The 15046-nt window shown below is 53.9% G+C and carries 12 protein-coding genes and 2 pseudogenes; 10 read left to right on the top strand and 4 right to left on the bottom strand.

Features of this window, described 5'->3' with window-relative positions:
- Positions 1-19: 19 nt before the first annotated feature.
- The 5 genes from QB905_RS14405 (at position 20) to QB905_RS14385 (ending at position 6094) form a co-directional block, all read left to right on the top strand.
- On the top strand, positions 20-673 hold the full coding sequence (locus QB905_RS14405; RefSeq protein WP_282975859.1) for a response regulator transcription factor: 654 nt from the start codon (positions 20-22) through the stop codon (positions 671-673).
- A complete protein-coding gene (locus QB905_RS14400) occupies positions 670-2028 on the top strand; it encodes an ATP-binding protein (RefSeq protein WP_282975857.1) in 1359 nt (452 codons plus the stop codon). Before QB905_RS14405 ends, QB905_RS14400 begins: the two co-directional genes overlap by 4 nt.
- A gap of 303 nt (positions 2029-2331) precedes the next feature.
- Positions 2332-4491: an outer membrane beta-barrel family protein gene (locus QB905_RS14395; protein ID WP_282975856.1), complete on the top strand. Its 2160-nt coding sequence runs from the start codon at positions 2332-2334 to the stop codon at positions 4489-4491.
- Positions 4492-4628: 137 nt separating this feature from the next.
- Positions 4629-4961 carry a PepSY domain-containing protein gene (locus QB905_RS14390; protein ID WP_282975854.1) on the top strand — a complete coding sequence of 111 codons (333 nt, stop codon included), beginning with the start codon at positions 4629-4631 and terminating at the stop codon, positions 4959-4961.
- 359 nt (positions 4962-5320) lie between these two features.
- A complete protein-coding gene (locus tag QB905_RS14385) occupies positions 5321-6094 on the top strand; it encodes a COG4705 family protein (protein WP_282975852.1) in 774 nt (257 codons plus the stop codon).
- Between the two features lie 576 nt (positions 6095-6670).
- Here the strand turns inward: QB905_RS14385 and QB905_RS14380 are convergent.
- Entirely contained in the window at positions 6671-6871 is a 201-nt protein-coding gene (locus QB905_RS14380) for an ATP-binding protein (RefSeq protein ID WP_282975851.1), read from the bottom strand.
- Positions 6872-7005: 134 nt separating this feature from the next.
- On the opposite strand from QB905_RS14380, the pseudogene QB905_RS14375 reads away from it, so the two are divergent.
- Positions 7006-7278, top strand: a pseudogene (locus QB905_RS14375) (IS21 family transposase); the annotation flags it as partial.
- A gap of 29 nt (positions 7279-7307) precedes the next feature.
- Positions 7308-8024, top strand: a complete 717-nt coding sequence (locus QB905_RS14370; protein WP_282975844.1) for an IS6 family transposase — start codon at positions 7308-7310, stop codon at positions 8022-8024.
- 398 nt (positions 8025-8422) lie between these two features.
- Here QB905_RS14370 and QB905_RS14365 read toward each other — a convergent pair whose 3' ends face one another.
- Complete coding sequence (locus tag QB905_RS14365; protein WP_282972822.1) at positions 8423-9769, bottom strand: IS1380 family transposase; 1347 nt, start codon at positions 9767-9769, stop codon at positions 8423-8425.
- Between the two features lie 179 nt (positions 9770-9948).
- On the opposite strand from QB905_RS14365, the gene QB905_RS14360 reads away from it, so the two are divergent.
- Positions 9949-10278: a hypothetical protein gene (locus tag QB905_RS14360; protein ID WP_282975849.1), complete on the top strand. Its 330-nt coding sequence runs from the start codon at positions 9949-9951 to the stop codon at positions 10276-10278.
- A gap of 182 nt (positions 10279-10460) precedes the next feature.
- Here the strand turns inward: QB905_RS14360 and QB905_RS14355 are convergent, their stop codons facing one another.
- Both QB905_RS14355 and QB905_RS14350 read right to left on the bottom strand, forming a co-directional pair.
- The gene (locus tag QB905_RS14355; protein WP_282975847.1) at positions 10461-12698 is read right to left on the bottom strand and encodes a TonB-dependent receptor; all 2238 of its coding nucleotides are present in this window, start codon (positions 12696-12698) and stop codon (positions 10461-10463) included.
- 450 nt (positions 12699-13148) lie between these two features.
- The gene (locus tag QB905_RS14350; protein WP_282975844.1) at positions 13149-13865 is read right to left on the bottom strand and encodes an IS6 family transposase; all 717 of its coding nucleotides are present in this window, start codon (positions 13863-13865) and stop codon (positions 13149-13151) included.
- On the opposite strand from QB905_RS14350, the gene QB905_RS14345 reads away from it, so the two are divergent.
- Both QB905_RS14345 and QB905_RS14340 read left to right on the top strand, forming a co-directional pair.
- Positions 13852-14229, top strand: coding sequence for a hypothetical protein (locus QB905_RS14345; protein WP_282975843.1), 378 nt, complete (start codon positions 13852-13854; stop codon positions 14227-14229). The genes QB905_RS14350 and QB905_RS14345 overlap by 14 nt on opposite strands.
- Positions 14230-14861: 632 nt before the next feature.
- Positions 14862-15046 (top strand): annotated as a pseudogene (locus QB905_RS14340) (hypothetical protein); the annotation flags it as partial.

Here is a 15046-nt window from a genome sequence, read left to right as displayed (position 1 = left end):
CCATGCTACAGTCCGACCCATGCGGATTTTACTTGTCGAGGACGACGAAATGCTAGGCGAGGCCCTTCAGGCCGGTCTGAGCCAGGGCGGCTACCTCACCGACTGGATCAAAGATGGTCCAGATGCGCTTCTAGCCCTGCGTACTAACGCCTACGAAGCTATGATCCTCGATATCAATCTGCCAGGAATCTCTGGCTTTGATGTTTTGCGAACACTCCGGACCAGTTTGGATCTGCCAGTCATTATTATGACGGCACGTGACGGGGTTGCCGACCGGATTGAGGGGCTCGATCTCGGGGCCGACGACTACGTCGTCAAACCTTTCGCGCTCGGTGAACTGCTTGCTAGGCTGCGCGCCGTCCAACGACGCAGCCATGGACGCGCCAATCCCACGATCCTATTTCGGGACATTGAGCTCGATACGTCAGCCCGCGCCGTGCGCAAAGGCGGTAATTGGGTCAAAATGCGGGCACGCGAATATCAGATCCTTGAACTACTCATGCAACGCGTCGGCCGGGTCGTCAGCAAGTCGGAAATCGAACAACAGATATATAGTTGGAATGACGACTTCGAGAGCAATACGGTTGAAGCCACCATCTACACTCTGCGCAAGAAGCTGGGGAAGGATTTAATTACAACATTGCGTGGTATCGGCTATGTGATCAATCCATGACGAAGCGCGGCTCCCTGACATGGCAGATTCTGAAAGGCGTTGCCCTGCCGTTCGTGTTGATCACCGTCTTGATCGGCGCGATTGCATATATGAGTGCGGACGATGAAATCTCCGAGGTCTACGACTCGCAAATGATCTCTTCGGCACAGGAGCTCTGGAAGCTGGCACGCGCGGAACAGGATCCGCAACGCTTCCAAGTTGAGAACGGTAATATGGGACTATCGCCAGAGGATGAGGCTGCGCTTAATGAGTATTCAAGCTGGCGTAGTTTTCGCGTCTGGCGGAACGGTCTGATTGTTATGGCGTCAGGCAATGCGCCAAACGCCAACACGCCGGCTGAAGCCAGTGGTTTCAGGGTCATTCGTCGCAATGGGGCAAAGTGGCGCATTTTCACATATCGCAGTCCGTCTGACCACATCCTGGTAGAAGTGGCGGAAAGGTTGCAGGCGAGACAAGAAATATCACAACGCATTGTTTGGGGCGTGTCTTTGCCATTGTTGTTCGTCATGCCGATTATTATGCTGGGTGTCTGGCTTGGTATTCGGTGGGGCTTACGCGATTTGCGCTCTTTCGCTGCGGTTATTCGCAGGCGCTCGCCCAATGATCTTGGCCGTGTCGATGGCGACAAGTTGCCATCTGAATTGGCCCCGCTTTCAGACTCGATCAATGCTCTTTTAACGAAACTCGCAGTCTCTCGTGATCAGGAACGTCTGTTCACCGACAATGCTGCCCATGAACTGCGCACACCGCTTGCTGCCCTCGGTGTTCAGGCCGAAGTCGCTCGAGCCGCCCTGACCGAGCGTGACAGGCAGCGCGCATTTGATGCGCTTATGGGCGGCGTGCAACGCACCTCACGCTTGCTCGATCAATTATTGACGCTTGCGCGCATTTCGCACACGCCCGCAAAATTGACACCTATAAATCTATACGATTCCACGCGCGAGGCACTAGGTGAACTTTACGCCAAGGCGCATGCGCGCGGCCTGGATCTGATCCTGACAGGTGATGAAGACGTGTTCATCACGGCTAACAAGCCACTGCTCAACCTTCTGCTGAGCAACCTATTGGACAATGCCATTAAACACTCAGCGCCGGGTAGCGCTGTCGAAGTGAGCATAGGTCGCGCGGGTGAAACAACCGAATTTGTGCTGCGTGATCATGGCCCGGGCATCCCCGAGGTCGAGCAGGATAAGGTCTTTGGTCGATTTTATCGCATCCAGGGCAATACTCGGGCAGGCAGCGGCCTCGGTCTGGCGATCGTGCGCACCATTTGCGAACTTATCGGTGCTGAGATCCACCTTGCCAATCCCGCAGACGGCGCGGGCTTAATCGTCTATCTGCACTTTCTGGCCTAAGAATTTCAGTTTGCACTCATTTTTCTACGGTAAGACATCAGCCGCTAGGGAATTCCATATGAAAATGCCGTTGATGTTTATGTGCGCGACAGGACTGGCTAGGACGGCATTTGCTGCCTCCGGTGCGCAACAGTCGCTCGACGACGGCAGCTTCAAGTGCTGGAGGTCGTTTTTTAGCCTCTCGACTGGAAGAGCTAAATCCTTGATTGCGCCCGCATGCAGTATTTTGCAGCCTATCCCTCCACTCACCTCACATAGCGCGATGACCTTATCGGAGGAGCCGTTTTGCAAGCGAGGACGAATATGAAACAGCTCGCAATCGTTTCTGCTCTGGCCGCGCCCCTTCTGTTTACGCACATGGCGATGGCACAGGGAAAGTCTTCGCCGAAAAGCGATGCCACTGTGAAGGTCGCCGCTACCGGTGCGGTGACTGTGACGGTCGTTGCAAAAAGACCAATCATCATCAACAAGGTAGATCGAAAGGTATACAGAACCGACGCGGATGTCATGTCAGCGAGCGCCAGCGCGGCCGACATTCTGAACCACTTGCCTTCAGTCGAGGTCGATGCGGATGGCAATGTTAGTCTTCGTGGCGATACAAGCGTTAGCGTTCTCATCGACGGCAAGCCGCTAGCGGAAATGCAGGGTTCGGCCCGTGCAGCGGCCCTTCAAAGCCTCTCCGCCTCACAAATTCAGCAGGTTGAGGTCATGACTTCACCCTCTGCCGCGTTCAGACCTGATGGACTTGGCGGTGTGATCAACATCGTCACCCGCAAATCTGAACAGCACGCGTCATCTGGAGCGGCGATTGTTAACATTGGGGACGCCGGACGTTACAATGCTGATCTGTCCATGCGCATTACACACAAAGCGCTTGCTCTACATGGGAGCTTTGATGTTCGTAACGATGTCCGCCAGCGCCGCAATGTTACCCGGACGGTAGCGTCTGGAAGCGCAAGCGGTACGACACAATCTCGGACCGAACAGACCGAAAATGGAAATCGAAAGTCTGGCACTATTGGGCTGAACTACACGCCAACGGACAAACAGGATTTCGGCGCCTCTCTTAATTACGCCACGCGCGATGAACGTCGAAGAACAGAGCAACAATCGAACTCAGTCGGTGCCAATCCATCGGCATTTTCTCGTGACGGCTACGGCGGAGGACCGCGGACTGACTCCGGTGCCAGCTTAAGCTATGACCGCAAGACCGATCGGCCGGGCGAGGAGCTTTCACTGCTAGTTCAGACCAGCCAAAGCGTCGAAAAAAACGTCTACAATTATCGCACATTCTATGCATCGCCCTCGACGCCAAGCTCGGTTGAGCAAGATTTTCATCGCGAAAGCTACGGCGTCAGCGAGTTTAGTCTCGACTACATCCGGCCTCTTGCCTCGGGCGGGACATTAAAACTTGGTACGGACAGTGAGTACGATCAGAATCGTTTCGACGACACGGTGGCTCGTGGTATTGTGCCTGACGTGCGCCTGAAGCAGGCGCATGCGTTCGATAATTCGTTTCGCTATCGACAGACGATAAACGCCGCTTACCTCACCTATGACAATGCGTTCGGAAAGTTCGAAGTACTGGCTGGCCTCCGGGCAGAAACGGTGCATTTTAGGACGCTTCAGATCGTTACCGGCGACATAAGCGCACAGTCCTATGCTACGATCTATCCAACATTGAATGCCATCTATGCTCTGACCGACCAAGATAGCCTGACACTGGGATATTCCAAACGCGTACGCCGCCGCGATCCGGAAGATCTAAATCCCTACATCAATGCGTCCGATCCGAACAATCTTCATCAGGGCAATCCTTTGCTGAAGCCCGAAACAACCGACTCACTCGAGGCAGGCTTTCGACATTCCGCACGTGCCGGACAGAGTTATGAACTCACGGCCTATTATCGCAAGAGTCGCAATGGCGACACTGAAGTCCTGAGCGTCATCAATCCCGATGTCGCGTTGATCCGGGAGGTCAATTTGCCCCATTCGCGCTCGGGTGGTTTGGAGTTCATCGCCTCCGGCAAGTTCACGCCTGCATTGGGCTATAATCTGAGCGGCAATGCCTTCTATTCCGAAGTCAATGCGCTGGCCCTGGGCGCAGGCGCTAGGTCAACCATCGGTATGAACGCGAAGTTTTCGCTCGACTATCAGGCCACGGCGAAGGATCGCGTGCAAGTTTCCACGGCTTATCGTGGCAAGCGCCTGACGGCGCAAGGATATGTCTTTCCCTACGCTACACTGGACGTAGGCTACCGGCACGAGATCAGCAAGAAGCTGGCATTAGTCGCTACCGTAAGTGATTTGTTCAACAGCCAGAAGCAAAAGCGAGTCTTTGACACACCAACCTATGTCGGAACCTATGAGCGTCGCCAGTCAGGCCGTCTCGCTTATGTCGGCCTCAGTTATACATTTGGTGGCGACAAGACTCCGAGCGGCGATTTTTCCTACGAACAATAGTGCGAGTTCGCAGGGCTGAACGCAAACGCATCGGGAAATACCTTAGATTTGCCACTTTCCGATCAGGTTCATCTCATTTCACAAAGCAATACTACACCTCAACGCGATCTTGATCGCACTAACTATGAGGAATGAACATGAAACATATTATTTTAGCCGTACTCGCTGGCGCCGCTCTCGTTAGTGGCCAGGCTGTCGCAGCCTCTCAGCCCAAACATTTCGATGGCGAGAAGCTCGTTGCGCACGCGTCGGTTACAATGGCACAGGCTGAAGCCATCGCCATGAAGGCGCGCCCCGGCAAGATAGTCCATCGCGAGGCTGAGAAAGAGGCCGGAGGAAGTGGCTTGCGCTACTCCTTCGATATTAAGGCCGATGGCAAGACCTATGAGGTCGGTGTTGATACCAAGACCGGAGCCGTACTCGAAAACGGAGCCGAAGGCGCCGCAGAGGAGGCTCACGAAGCTGACTAGTTAACGCATATTATAAGGACTCTCCCGGTTGCTTTGCGGGAGGGTCCTTATCGCTCTGTATACGAACGGTGCCCAAGCCTCAACACCTATTCAAAATCAAATCAGAGAGGTCAGGCTTTCTCGGACGTATCCTTGCGCCTTCATGCCCTGTCATGGCAGCAACATCACTAATCGACTGGAAGGTCCAACTTCGCAGAAGTATCCCTGAGACCGTTCAATATTAGCGCCGCCACGTCAGGTCCATTCGGTCGCCATCAGGAACTTATATCTTACGGACTACTCAGATATTTTTTTGCCGCACTGAATGTAGAGCACGTCGCAACTGCTTATGTTTCACAATAATAATTGGATGTTACCCTATGGAAAGCAAATTGACGGCTAGACAGATGCTAAATAAAGTCCCTGAGGTGACGATTTACTTTTGGATCATCAAAATTTTGTGCACAACGGTTGGTGAGACAGCCGCAGATTTTCTGAATTCCAGCCTAAGGCTTGGACTGACGATTACGAGCCTCATTATGGGGGCTCTTTTGCTTGTAGCTCTCATCGTGCAGTTTAGGGCAAAAAAATATACACCCACGATCTATTGGCTGGCGGTCGTTTTGATTAGCGTCGTAGGTACTCTGATCACCGACAATCTTACGGACAATCTTGGCGTTTCGCTCATTATAACAACGACGGTTTTCAGCGCCGCGCTAGCTGCCATTTTTGGTGCTTGGTACTTGGTGGAAAGAAGCCTGTCCGTTCACTCGATCAACACAACCCGGCGTGAAGGCTTCTACTGGCTTACTATCTTGTTTACATTTGCCCTAGGTACCGCAGCCGGCGATCTCATAGCGGAGAAGCTCCAACTCGGCTATTTCGTATCACTGATGATTTTTGGCGGCCTGATCGCCTTCATCACCTTTGCCTATTATCGTCTTAAATTAAACCCGGTTCTCGCTTTCTGGATCGCCTATATTCTCACTCGACCCCTTGGAGCGTCCATAGGTGACTATCTCTCACAGGGCAAAACTGCAGGTGGACTCGGTTTTGGCACAACCATCACCAGCTTAGGTTTTCTTGTCGCCATATTGGCAACTGTCATTTATCTCACTGTGACGAAGAAGGATGAGATTCCGGCTACATCTTGATGACGCTGATCTTGTCAATGTCATAGGAATTGGGGTTCACGGCGAATCCGTGCGAAAAATCCCGCTAAGCAAGTTGTTGAATCTAAATGAATAATCGGTCGAGGCAATTTCTAATATTTTGAATTTGCTAGACATTCAGGTTTTCGAGAGGACTGGCCGCCTCTCGGTCGGAATGGCGCGATGGTCGCGCGTGCGCCATGCGCCCGCGTTTGTAGTTTCTATCACTTCTTGAGAGGGCGTTTTGGGAGAGGCCTTTATGGGCGTCCTGACGGGATGGATGGACAATGGCGCAATCCAGTCACCTGTGGAAGTCGACAGCCAATTTCGCACCATGGTTCTTGAGGGCGCGTTCAATTAAGCGATATTGGCTAAAGGTTTTGCCGAATCTGTTCGCTTAGGCCCGGATGGCCACCTTAAAACGGGCCAGTCTTCGCAGCAGATTTTCGACGTTTAGCCTAATTCGGCGGCTTCTGCCAATGCCGTTCGGCGAGCCATGTTAAGTTATTTTCCCTGACGTTTGGGTGGGTAACGGCGAGCTGAGCGCGCTATTCAAAGGCGCTGTAGCGAAGCGAGCCGTTACCCATTGGATTGGCTGAGGTTACGGGCTGCCGCTTCCTTTAAACGCCAACTTTTTCCGTCGAAGTTCAGCATTCGTCCGTGGTGCAGAAGGCGGTCGAGCAAGGGCGCGACCAGCACGACGTCCCCCATTAAGTGGGCCCAGTCATTAAAGGGGCGATTTGAGGTGATGATGGTCGACGCCTTTTCGTAGCGGCTCATCAGTAGGTCAGCCTATAAGCGGCGGTGCAAAAACCTACCACGGAAGCGTCGGAATCGTGCCGGCGCGGGCGGCGTAAAAGTCGTCCACCTATCTTCTTCCTGCAGGTCGCAGGGAGGATGGAAGGATTTATACCGTGGAATTGTATTTGAAGGTTCGCCTTGCCTGTTCGGAGGGCATGAGCCAGCGGGAGGCCGCGAAGCATTTCAACCTATCGCGTGACAGCATTCGCAAGATGCTGTCTTTTTCGGCCCCGCCGGGCTACCGCCGCCAGACGGCGATAAAACGTCCGAAGCTGGACGCGTTCATCGGCACCATCGATGGCATCCTGGAAGCGGATCGTTCGGCGCCGCGCAAACAGCGCCACACAGCCAAGGGCGCTGTTGCAAATTTTCGCCTGCGTACCCAACTTCGGGATTTTGACTGCGGGTTGAGCGGATGAATGACTTCAAGGGGCGCCACCATAAGGGCGAGATCATTCTTTGGGCAGTCCGCTGGTATTGCAAATACGGTATCAGCTACCGCGACCTTGAAACCATGCTGGCCGAGCGTGGCGTGGATGTTGATCACTCGACGATTTTCCGCTGGGTACAGAAGTATGCGCCAGAGATCGAAAAGCGACTGCGTTGGTACTGGAGGGCGCCTTCAATCGGGCGCTCGTGGCGGGTCGACGAGACATATGTGAAGGTCAGTGGCAAGTGGGTTTATCTGTACCGAGCGGTTGATAAAACAGGTAGAACGATTGACTTTTACCTGTCCTCGACGCGCAACGCGAAAGCCGCCAAACGCTTTCTCGGCAAGGCTTTACACGGTCTGAAAGATTGGGAAAAGCCCTTGAAGATCAACACCGACAAAGCGGCAGCCTACGGGGTTGCCATATCTGAGCTTAAAAAAGAAGGAAAATGTCTTGAGGATATGGAACATCGACAGGTCAAATATCTGAACAATGTCGTCGAGGCGGACCACGGCAAACTCAAGCGTTTAATCAAGCCAACTTTAGGCTTCAAATCTATGAAGACGGCCTATGCGACTCTCAAAGGCTTTGAGGTGATGCACGCTTTGAAAAAGGGCCAGGCCAAGATCTGGCAATATCAGGACGGCATCATAGGCGAAGTGCGTCTGGTCGAGCGCAATTTCGGGATTTACAATGTCTGAAGACCGCGTAGCTTAAACAGACTATTGCCATTTTTAAATTTTGCAACAGCGCCGCCAAAGATGGTATGCCGGCCGATCCGATGGCATTCCTTATCCTCTCGCAGGTTTGTACGTATTTCTGCTGTTATCAACCGCTTGACCAATATTTCCGGATTTTTACGCTTCCGCCCCCATCGTGGTCTTCAGGTGAACCGAAAATATACGTAGCGCTCTGATTTCGTTCAGACCGGAAAAGCTAACCCGATCCATTCATGGTTCCTGTGACCGGGTTGCCGTTTAGGTTGGCCTATGCCGAGACGCGTTTTTCCGCTTCGTGTTTTTCGCCACGCGCTGGACCAGATTTTTCTCCGATGGGGTTGATGGTGATGGCGGCGGCTTTTGGGGCATAGCCCCATTTTTCATGCAGGTGCGGGCTTGAGCGCGGCCATGATGTGACGGAAGAGACTGGCCTCTGGGCAAGCGGCGGCGAAGGCGATCCTGATGCGATGAGACGTCTCGGTGATCCGGGCGCCGATCTTCAGTAAGCGCAACCGGATGGTATTGAACTCTGCGGTCGCCAGCTTGTGGGCCTTTGGGATTTGATCCCTGACGGTGAGCATGAGCCAATAGGCGGCGGTGTGGAGGATCAGACGCATCTGGTTGGCCAGGGGGCAACGGCAGGAGGTGCGGTCGCTTTTAAGCTGGGTCTTGTGCAGCTTGATCAAGTTCTCCGCATTGCCCCGGGCGCAATAGAGCTTGGCGTATAGGGTCTCAGGATCGGGATCGCCCAGGGACGTCACGACGAAACGGTTGTCGAGACCAAGCGGCGTGGCTTCGATACGAGCAATGACGCGGCGCTCGCGCCCCCAGGATTGGGCGCCATGGCGGACTTCGGTGTAGCCGCGAACGGCGGCGGCTTGCTGTTCGGCGCGAACGACACGGATATGATCGGCAAAGGCTTCGACCTTGGCATGCAAGGGCTTGGAGCCGGGCAGTCCGAAGATATAGTCGACGCCCTTGCGCTCGGCCCAGGCCATGACCTCGGGTCTGGCGTAATGCCCGTCGCCGCGCAGGGTAATGTGAGTTTTGGGCCAGTGTTTGCGGATCCGGCGCACGATCTTGCGGACCCAGCTACGCACCTCTTTGCCGGAAGGTGTTTTACCTGGCCGCAGAATGACCACGACCGGCCGACCCGTGGCCACGTCGTAGACGTGGATAGGCTTGAAGCAATACTCGCCTTCATGGGCGTTGAAGAACGACAACTGCTGGCGGCCATGGACGACGTCGACCGTGTCGTCGATATCGAGCGTGATCTCAGCCGGGATGGCCGAGCCAAAGCTATGGCAATACTGATCGACCAGGGCGTAGGTCAGCCGGATCAGGCTACGAAGATCTGGGGCATTCTCCCAACGCGACAGCGTGGGTTGCGAGCACAGATCCTTGCCTTCCTCGGGAAGACGGCCGCAGGCGAGCTTGAACGCAGGGTCGGTGCGCAGAGAGCCCAGGTCATTGCCATCTTCATACCCGCAGGCGATGGCGAAGATCCGAGCCTTCAAGATTGACGCCACCGAGTGTGTCACCAGCAACGGATTGCGACGGTCTGGAATGAGCCGCCAAAGCCGGTCGATGATCCCGATCTGGCGTTCCGCGGCAGACAAAAGCATGACGCCGCCGTCGGAACTGATACGACCGCCATCGAAAGCAGCCGTGACTTTCTTGCGCGAAACGCTTGGCAAATCGAACGGAAGATCGGTAATCTGGTCCATGGCGGGTGTGGCACCGGCGGTGTTGGAAATGATTTAGGATTCGACACCCATAATCTATGCCAAAACAAAGCCTTACGCTACACCCGCTGCATCATTTTGCCGCTACCATGAATAAGAGCGGCTAACTTGTCATCACCGTCAAAGGGGCGGGTTAGCTTCTAAAGTTCCGGAGAACTTCCATGAATACCACTTTTGCCAAATGCGCGATGGCTTTTGCCCTGATTACTACATTGGTGGCCAGCGGCGCATCGGCCGAAACTCGGTGGGATGCTGCGCATCCCCGTCGGGAACAAGTCAATGTCCGCGCCGCCCATCTCGACCGACGCATCCAGCAGGAGCGGCGCGCAGGGGAACTCACGAGACGACAAGCGCGTGAGCAGCGTATCGCCGACCAACACGTTCGTGCCCGCGAACGTTTCGATGCACGACACGATCATGGTCACATCACGCGCCTCGAAAAGCATCGCCTGAACCGCGCAGAGAATCGTATTTCGCACTACGCAGGATAAGGCCCGTACGGCGGAGCCGGAACGAAGGTTGGCTTTCGTTCCGGCTCCGCCGTACGACTCTATAGAAACCAGGCGGCTAACCTACTGATTGAAGACGCTGATCATCCGTACCCTTTGTATACAAAAGCGCCCGAAGGTTTTGATCAGCGTGTTGGCGGATAGCCTCCAGGCCGGCAGGAAGGTCAGAATTGCGGACCGAATTTGAATTCCAGCGTCGCAAAAATGCTGCGTCCTGCATTGGTCCAGTACAGCGGCGTGCCTGCGCCAACCGTATAGCCCGCCAGATTTATGATCGGCTTGCTGTCGGCGATGTTGTTCACATTGATCTTCAACTTGGCGCTGGCCAGAGTGTCGGATAGGCGACCAAGATCGAAATCAATGGAAGCATCGGCTGTGGTGAAGGGCGGCAAGCGCTGCGTATCGCCAGAATCCCCATAACGCGGACCAACCATCTTGGCGAACAAGGAGGCGTAGACGCCGCCAGAGTTGTAGACCACCCCGCCGGAAGCTGTGTTCTTGGGCGTGTTTGGCACCCACGTCTTGTCCGAGTTTGCTATCGCGGAATTGATGGAGGCGTTGGCGTAGAGGCTAAAGCCATGACCAATCGCATAGCTGCCTTCAGCTTCAATCCCGCGATAGCGCACCCCGCCAAGGTTTCCATAGATCGCCTTTCCACCTTGCGAACCGACCGGGACAATTAGATTGTTAAAATCAATCGCGTAAACGTCCAGTGAAGCGGAGAGCTTCGCATTCTTCCAGGTTGTGCCTGCCTGATAATTGGTCGTGCTCTCGGGTTTGAAATTGGTGGAGTTTGGATCGACGCGATTGAAGTAGTTCTCATTTGGGGCCAAAAAGCCCTTTGCCGCCTGCGCATAGGCCGACCAGTTCGCGCTTATGTCGTAGTGGGCCTCAAGGCTCGGCAGGGTCGCTTGGAAGGTGTTCTTGTAGGACTGCGCCGTTTCCGTTTTGACATTGACGTTTGCATTGACGTTGCGCCTGAACCACGAATAGCGAATACCCGGCGTTAGGGTCAAACCCGCCAAAGGCTTGATATTGAACTGAATATAGGGCTGGAAGGTTTTCATACCCTGCGTCAGGTCTCGGTCGAACCCATTGGTTGCGCCGGTGCCCGGATCGCCAATGGCGCCATTGCCATTATCGTCGTAGTTCGGCGACATATTCTCGTTCATGACGACCTCGTTCACCCGACGAAGATTGGTCTGGCTGTCATACCAAAGACCTGTTTGCAGATCGCCGAACGGCAGGATCTTCGTCAGGCGCAAGATCGCGCCAACCGAGCGATAGTCGTTTTTGAGCAGTTGACCTGGCACGCCAGAAACCTGCGGGCCGCCTTGGGTGAGGACGACATAGTTCGGGTATTCGCCGTTCGGATCCTCGCCATTTATGCCCGTGTGGCCGTAAGCATAGGTGTAGAGTTTCCCATCGAGTGACCAACCCTCGCCAAAATGACCCGCGAGGTCGGCGTAGATAAAGTCGGTCTTGATAAAATCTGCGTTATAATCAAAGTAGTTCTGATTGTTCGGATCTCGCGACAGACCCCAGTTGCGGCCGAGGGTAGCCAGCTGATCCGCAGTTGAGCCAATGGAAATATTCTGATGGACATGGTTATACATGCCGGCGAGGGTCAGGGTGAAATTATCCCCAAGCGGCTGGACAAGCTTTGCATAGTAGTTTTGCCGCTTCTGATGCTCATTTGTCAGGTAACCGTCCGACTGCAAGCCCTCAGCGTCGATAAGAAAGCGCGTTCCTGAATTGTTCAACTTGCCGGAATCAACTTCAACGCCCACGTCAGACGTGTTGAAACTGCCATAGGAGACGTAAGGGCTGATTGCGAAATGGTCCTCAGGGGCTTTCGACAGTATGTACACCGTGCCGCCGAAAGTCGCATTGCCGATAGTCGCGCCCGTGCCAGGCCCCCGGTCAATTGTAATTTGGCCCAGATCATGAGCCATGAAATAGCTCGTGGTGTGGTGTGTGAAGTCGTTGGAATCGCCCCACGGAATCCCATCGAAAGTGACGTTGAACTGGCCGTCCTGAAACCCACGGATCGAGATGTTCTGGCTCTCCGCTAGTCCAGGACCATTCGGCGCGGTGTCGAAGGTCGACGGGCTGAACTTGATCGCCTCGTCATAATTGCCGGAAGGAGCCAGATTCTTGGCAATATAAGCCGCAGACACAATCGATGTCGGTTCGACGGCGCTGAGCGGCGTAGAACCTGGCGCTGGCGCCGTTTCGGCCTTGCCGGTGACGACGATGGTTTCGATTGGGACGGTCTGCACATTTTGAGCGGCGGAGGTCTGGGCCATTGACGCCCCTGGCGCAAGGGTCAGGGCGAGAATGAGCACTGCAGGGCTGGCCCCAAAAGCCAGACGGCTGGCGCCTTTTAAGGTGGAGGTCATGTTATTGCCTTGGAAATAGGTTAGTGGGCACAATGCGAACGCCTCACGCCGCTCACCTACAGAAAAGGCGCGCCATTATTTAAAATGATCGCAACCAGAACTGTATAAAATGAAACAAGTGCAATATTAACGTTTACACTGACTTTGATTTCTATCGGCGCCACAGTCTTGTAACGTCCGACTTTGGCGTCATGTCACCGCATAATGACACTAACGCTTCATTAAAATAACAGTTTTATGAATTTAGAAATTCGTGTAACATATTGACATCATGTAATAATATTCATCATTTCGATCAAAAAGAATCTCATTCAAAAGCCTTTCTCACGCGCTCAAGATCAGCTTTACATCAGCCAAGTATATTATGCTCTCGCGGCCGCTTCCGTGTGGCCTTGCAGGCGCTGTTGCAAAATTTAAAAATGGCAATAGTCTGTTTAAGCTACGCGGTCTTCAGACATTGTAAATCCCGAAATTGCGCTCGACCAGACGCACTTCGCCTATGATGCCGTCCTGATATTGCCAGATCTTGGCCTGGCCCTTTTTCAAAGCGTGCATCACCTCAAAGCCTTTGAGAGTCGCATAGGCCGTCTTCATAGATTTGAAGCCTAAAGTTGGCTTGATTAAACGCTTGAGTTTGCCGTGGTCCGCCTCGACGACATTGTTCAGATATTTGACCTGTCGATGTTCCATATCCTCAAGACATTTTCCTTCTTTTTTAAGCTCAGATATGGCAACCCCGTAGGCTGCCGCTTTGTCGGTGTTGATCTTCAAGGGCTTTTCCCAATCTTTCAGACCGTGTAAAGCCTTGCCGAGAAAGCGTTTGGCGGCTTTCGCGTTGCGCGTCGAGGACAGGTAAAAGTCAATCGTTCTACCTGTTTTATCAACCGCTCGGTACAGATAAACCCACTTGCCACTGACCTTCACATATGTCTCGTCGACCCGCCACGAGCGCCCGATTGAAGGCGCCCTCCAGTACCAACGCAATCGCTTTTCGATCTCTGGCGCATACTTCTGTACCCAGCGGAAAATCGTCGAGTGATCAACATCCACGCCACGCTCGGCCAGCATGGTTTCAAGGTCGCGGTAGCTGATACCGTATTTGCAATACCAGCGGACTGCCCAAAGAATGATCTCGCCCTTATGGTGGCGCCCCTTGAAGTCATTCATCCGCTCAACCCGCAGTCAAAATCCCGAAGTTGGGTACGCAGGCGAAAATTTGCAACAGCGCCATCTGGCCTGCGAAATGCTGGAAAGGCTGGGCAAGAGAGAACCGGGGATTGGTATGGCGGAAGACGTAAAAGCGTGGGCGAGTTCTATTTTGAAAATCGCATACGATCGAGATTTAAGCATCGACGAACACGCAGAACTCGTAAATCATCTTGCTGCTTACGTGGATGAAGCCCAGGGATTTGGTATCGATTCCGAGATTGCAAAAACGACCTTGATGAACGAGGTTCTGGACATCGCGCCCATCATTGAGCCGTTGGCACGTGTATTGAAGCGGGTTTTGAGAGCGCAGAAGTCGCGATAGTTTGGTTATTCGCCAATTCGGTGCCTTCCTTGAGCTTTGATCGCAATCCAGCCTTGACTCTGTAGTTACTACAAGGATCAAAGCGAGATACCTGATGGTAACGAATTTCCCCGAATGTGGTGAATGTTGCCTGTCTCTGTATGGACTTGCCTTTGAAACCTGGTTCGAAACCTTTTCTGTCGCGTCTTTGGGCATGGGCAGCCTTGCTGTCCATTGCGCTGACGCTTGGCATGGGGACGACCACGGCTCAGGCCAATGCCTCGATATTTGCTCATATTGCCTGTGGCGACACGCAACTCCCCGATGGCGGCTGGGTATGCAATTGTGAACCTGGCGACAGGGATTGCGTTGCCGGTAAGACTAATGGCGACAGCGGCGATGATCAAAGCGATCTCCTGGAAATGAATCACCACCATCATTCTGGGGAAACGCTCTCGGGGACTTTGGCGTCAGTTACGCATTGCGAGGCGCCACGCCTGTCATTTGTCTCCTCTTTTCGTCCTGAACCAGCCGCGCGGCTGCACGGGATAGATCCCTCGCAAGCCGACCAACCTCCGAGAATCTAACCAACACGTTCTACGTGCGCGCCCGTTCGCGGGCGCTTTGGTTTCATTTTCCGAGGTTTTTTTATCATGACATTCCATATCGGAGTGGCGCTCAGGGCGCTTCTCCTTGGTGCGAGCGCAAGTGCGCTTATACCGATGCTTGCGCTGGCCGATCCGGCGCCGGCGTATTCTGACCTGCTCCGACAGGCACAGTCCTCACCACGGCTCAAAGAAGCGCAAGCCACTATTGGCCAGGCGGAAGGTCTCGTCCG

Source organism: Asticcacaulis sp. EMRT-3 (assembly GCF_030027245.1).
Taxonomy (GTDB): domain Bacteria; phylum Pseudomonadota; class Alphaproteobacteria; order Caulobacterales; family Caulobacteraceae; genus Asticcacaulis.
This window is presented reverse-complemented; position numbering and strand designations above follow the sequence as displayed.

Bases quoted from the DNA above. Each gene is read 5' to 3' on its own strand.
- QB905_RS14405 (WP_282975859.1), top strand. From the start codon at position 20: ATGCGGATTTTACTTGTCGAGGACGACGAAATGCTAGGCGAGGCCCTT.
- QB905_RS14400 (WP_282975857.1), top strand. From the start codon at position 670: ATGACGAAGCGCGGCTCCCTGACATGGCAGATTCTGAAAGGCGTTGCC.
- QB905_RS14395 (WP_282975856.1), top strand. From the start codon at position 2,332: ATGAAACAGCTCGCAATCGTTTCTGCTCTGGCCGCGCCCCTTCTGTTT.
- QB905_RS14390 (WP_282975854.1), top strand. From the start codon at position 4,629: ATGAAACATATTATTTTAGCCGTACTCGCTGGCGCCGCTCTCGTTAGT.
- QB905_RS14385 (WP_282975852.1), top strand. From the start codon at position 5,321: ATGGAAAGCAAATTGACGGCTAGACAGATGCTAAATAAAGTCCCTGAG.
- QB905_RS14380 (WP_282975851.1), bottom strand. From the start codon at position 6,871: ATGAGCCGCTACGAAAAGGCGTCGACCATCATCACCTCAAATCGCCCC.
- QB905_RS14370 (WP_282975844.1), top strand. From the start codon at position 7,308: ATGAATGACTTCAAGGGGCGCCACCATAAGGGCGAGATCATTCTTTGG.
- QB905_RS14365 (WP_282972822.1), bottom strand. From the start codon at position 9,769: ATGGACCAGATTACCGATCTTCCGTTCGATTTGCCAAGCGTTTCGCGC.
- QB905_RS14360 (WP_282975849.1), top strand. From the start codon at position 9,949: ATGAATACCACTTTTGCCAAATGCGCGATGGCTTTTGCCCTGATTACT.
- QB905_RS14355 (WP_282975847.1), bottom strand. From the start codon at position 12,698: ATGACCTCCACCTTAAAAGGCGCCAGCCGTCTGGCTTTTGGGGCCAGC.
- QB905_RS14350 (WP_282975844.1), bottom strand. From the start codon at position 13,865: ATGAATGACTTCAAGGGGCGCCACCATAAGGGCGAGATCATTCTTTGG.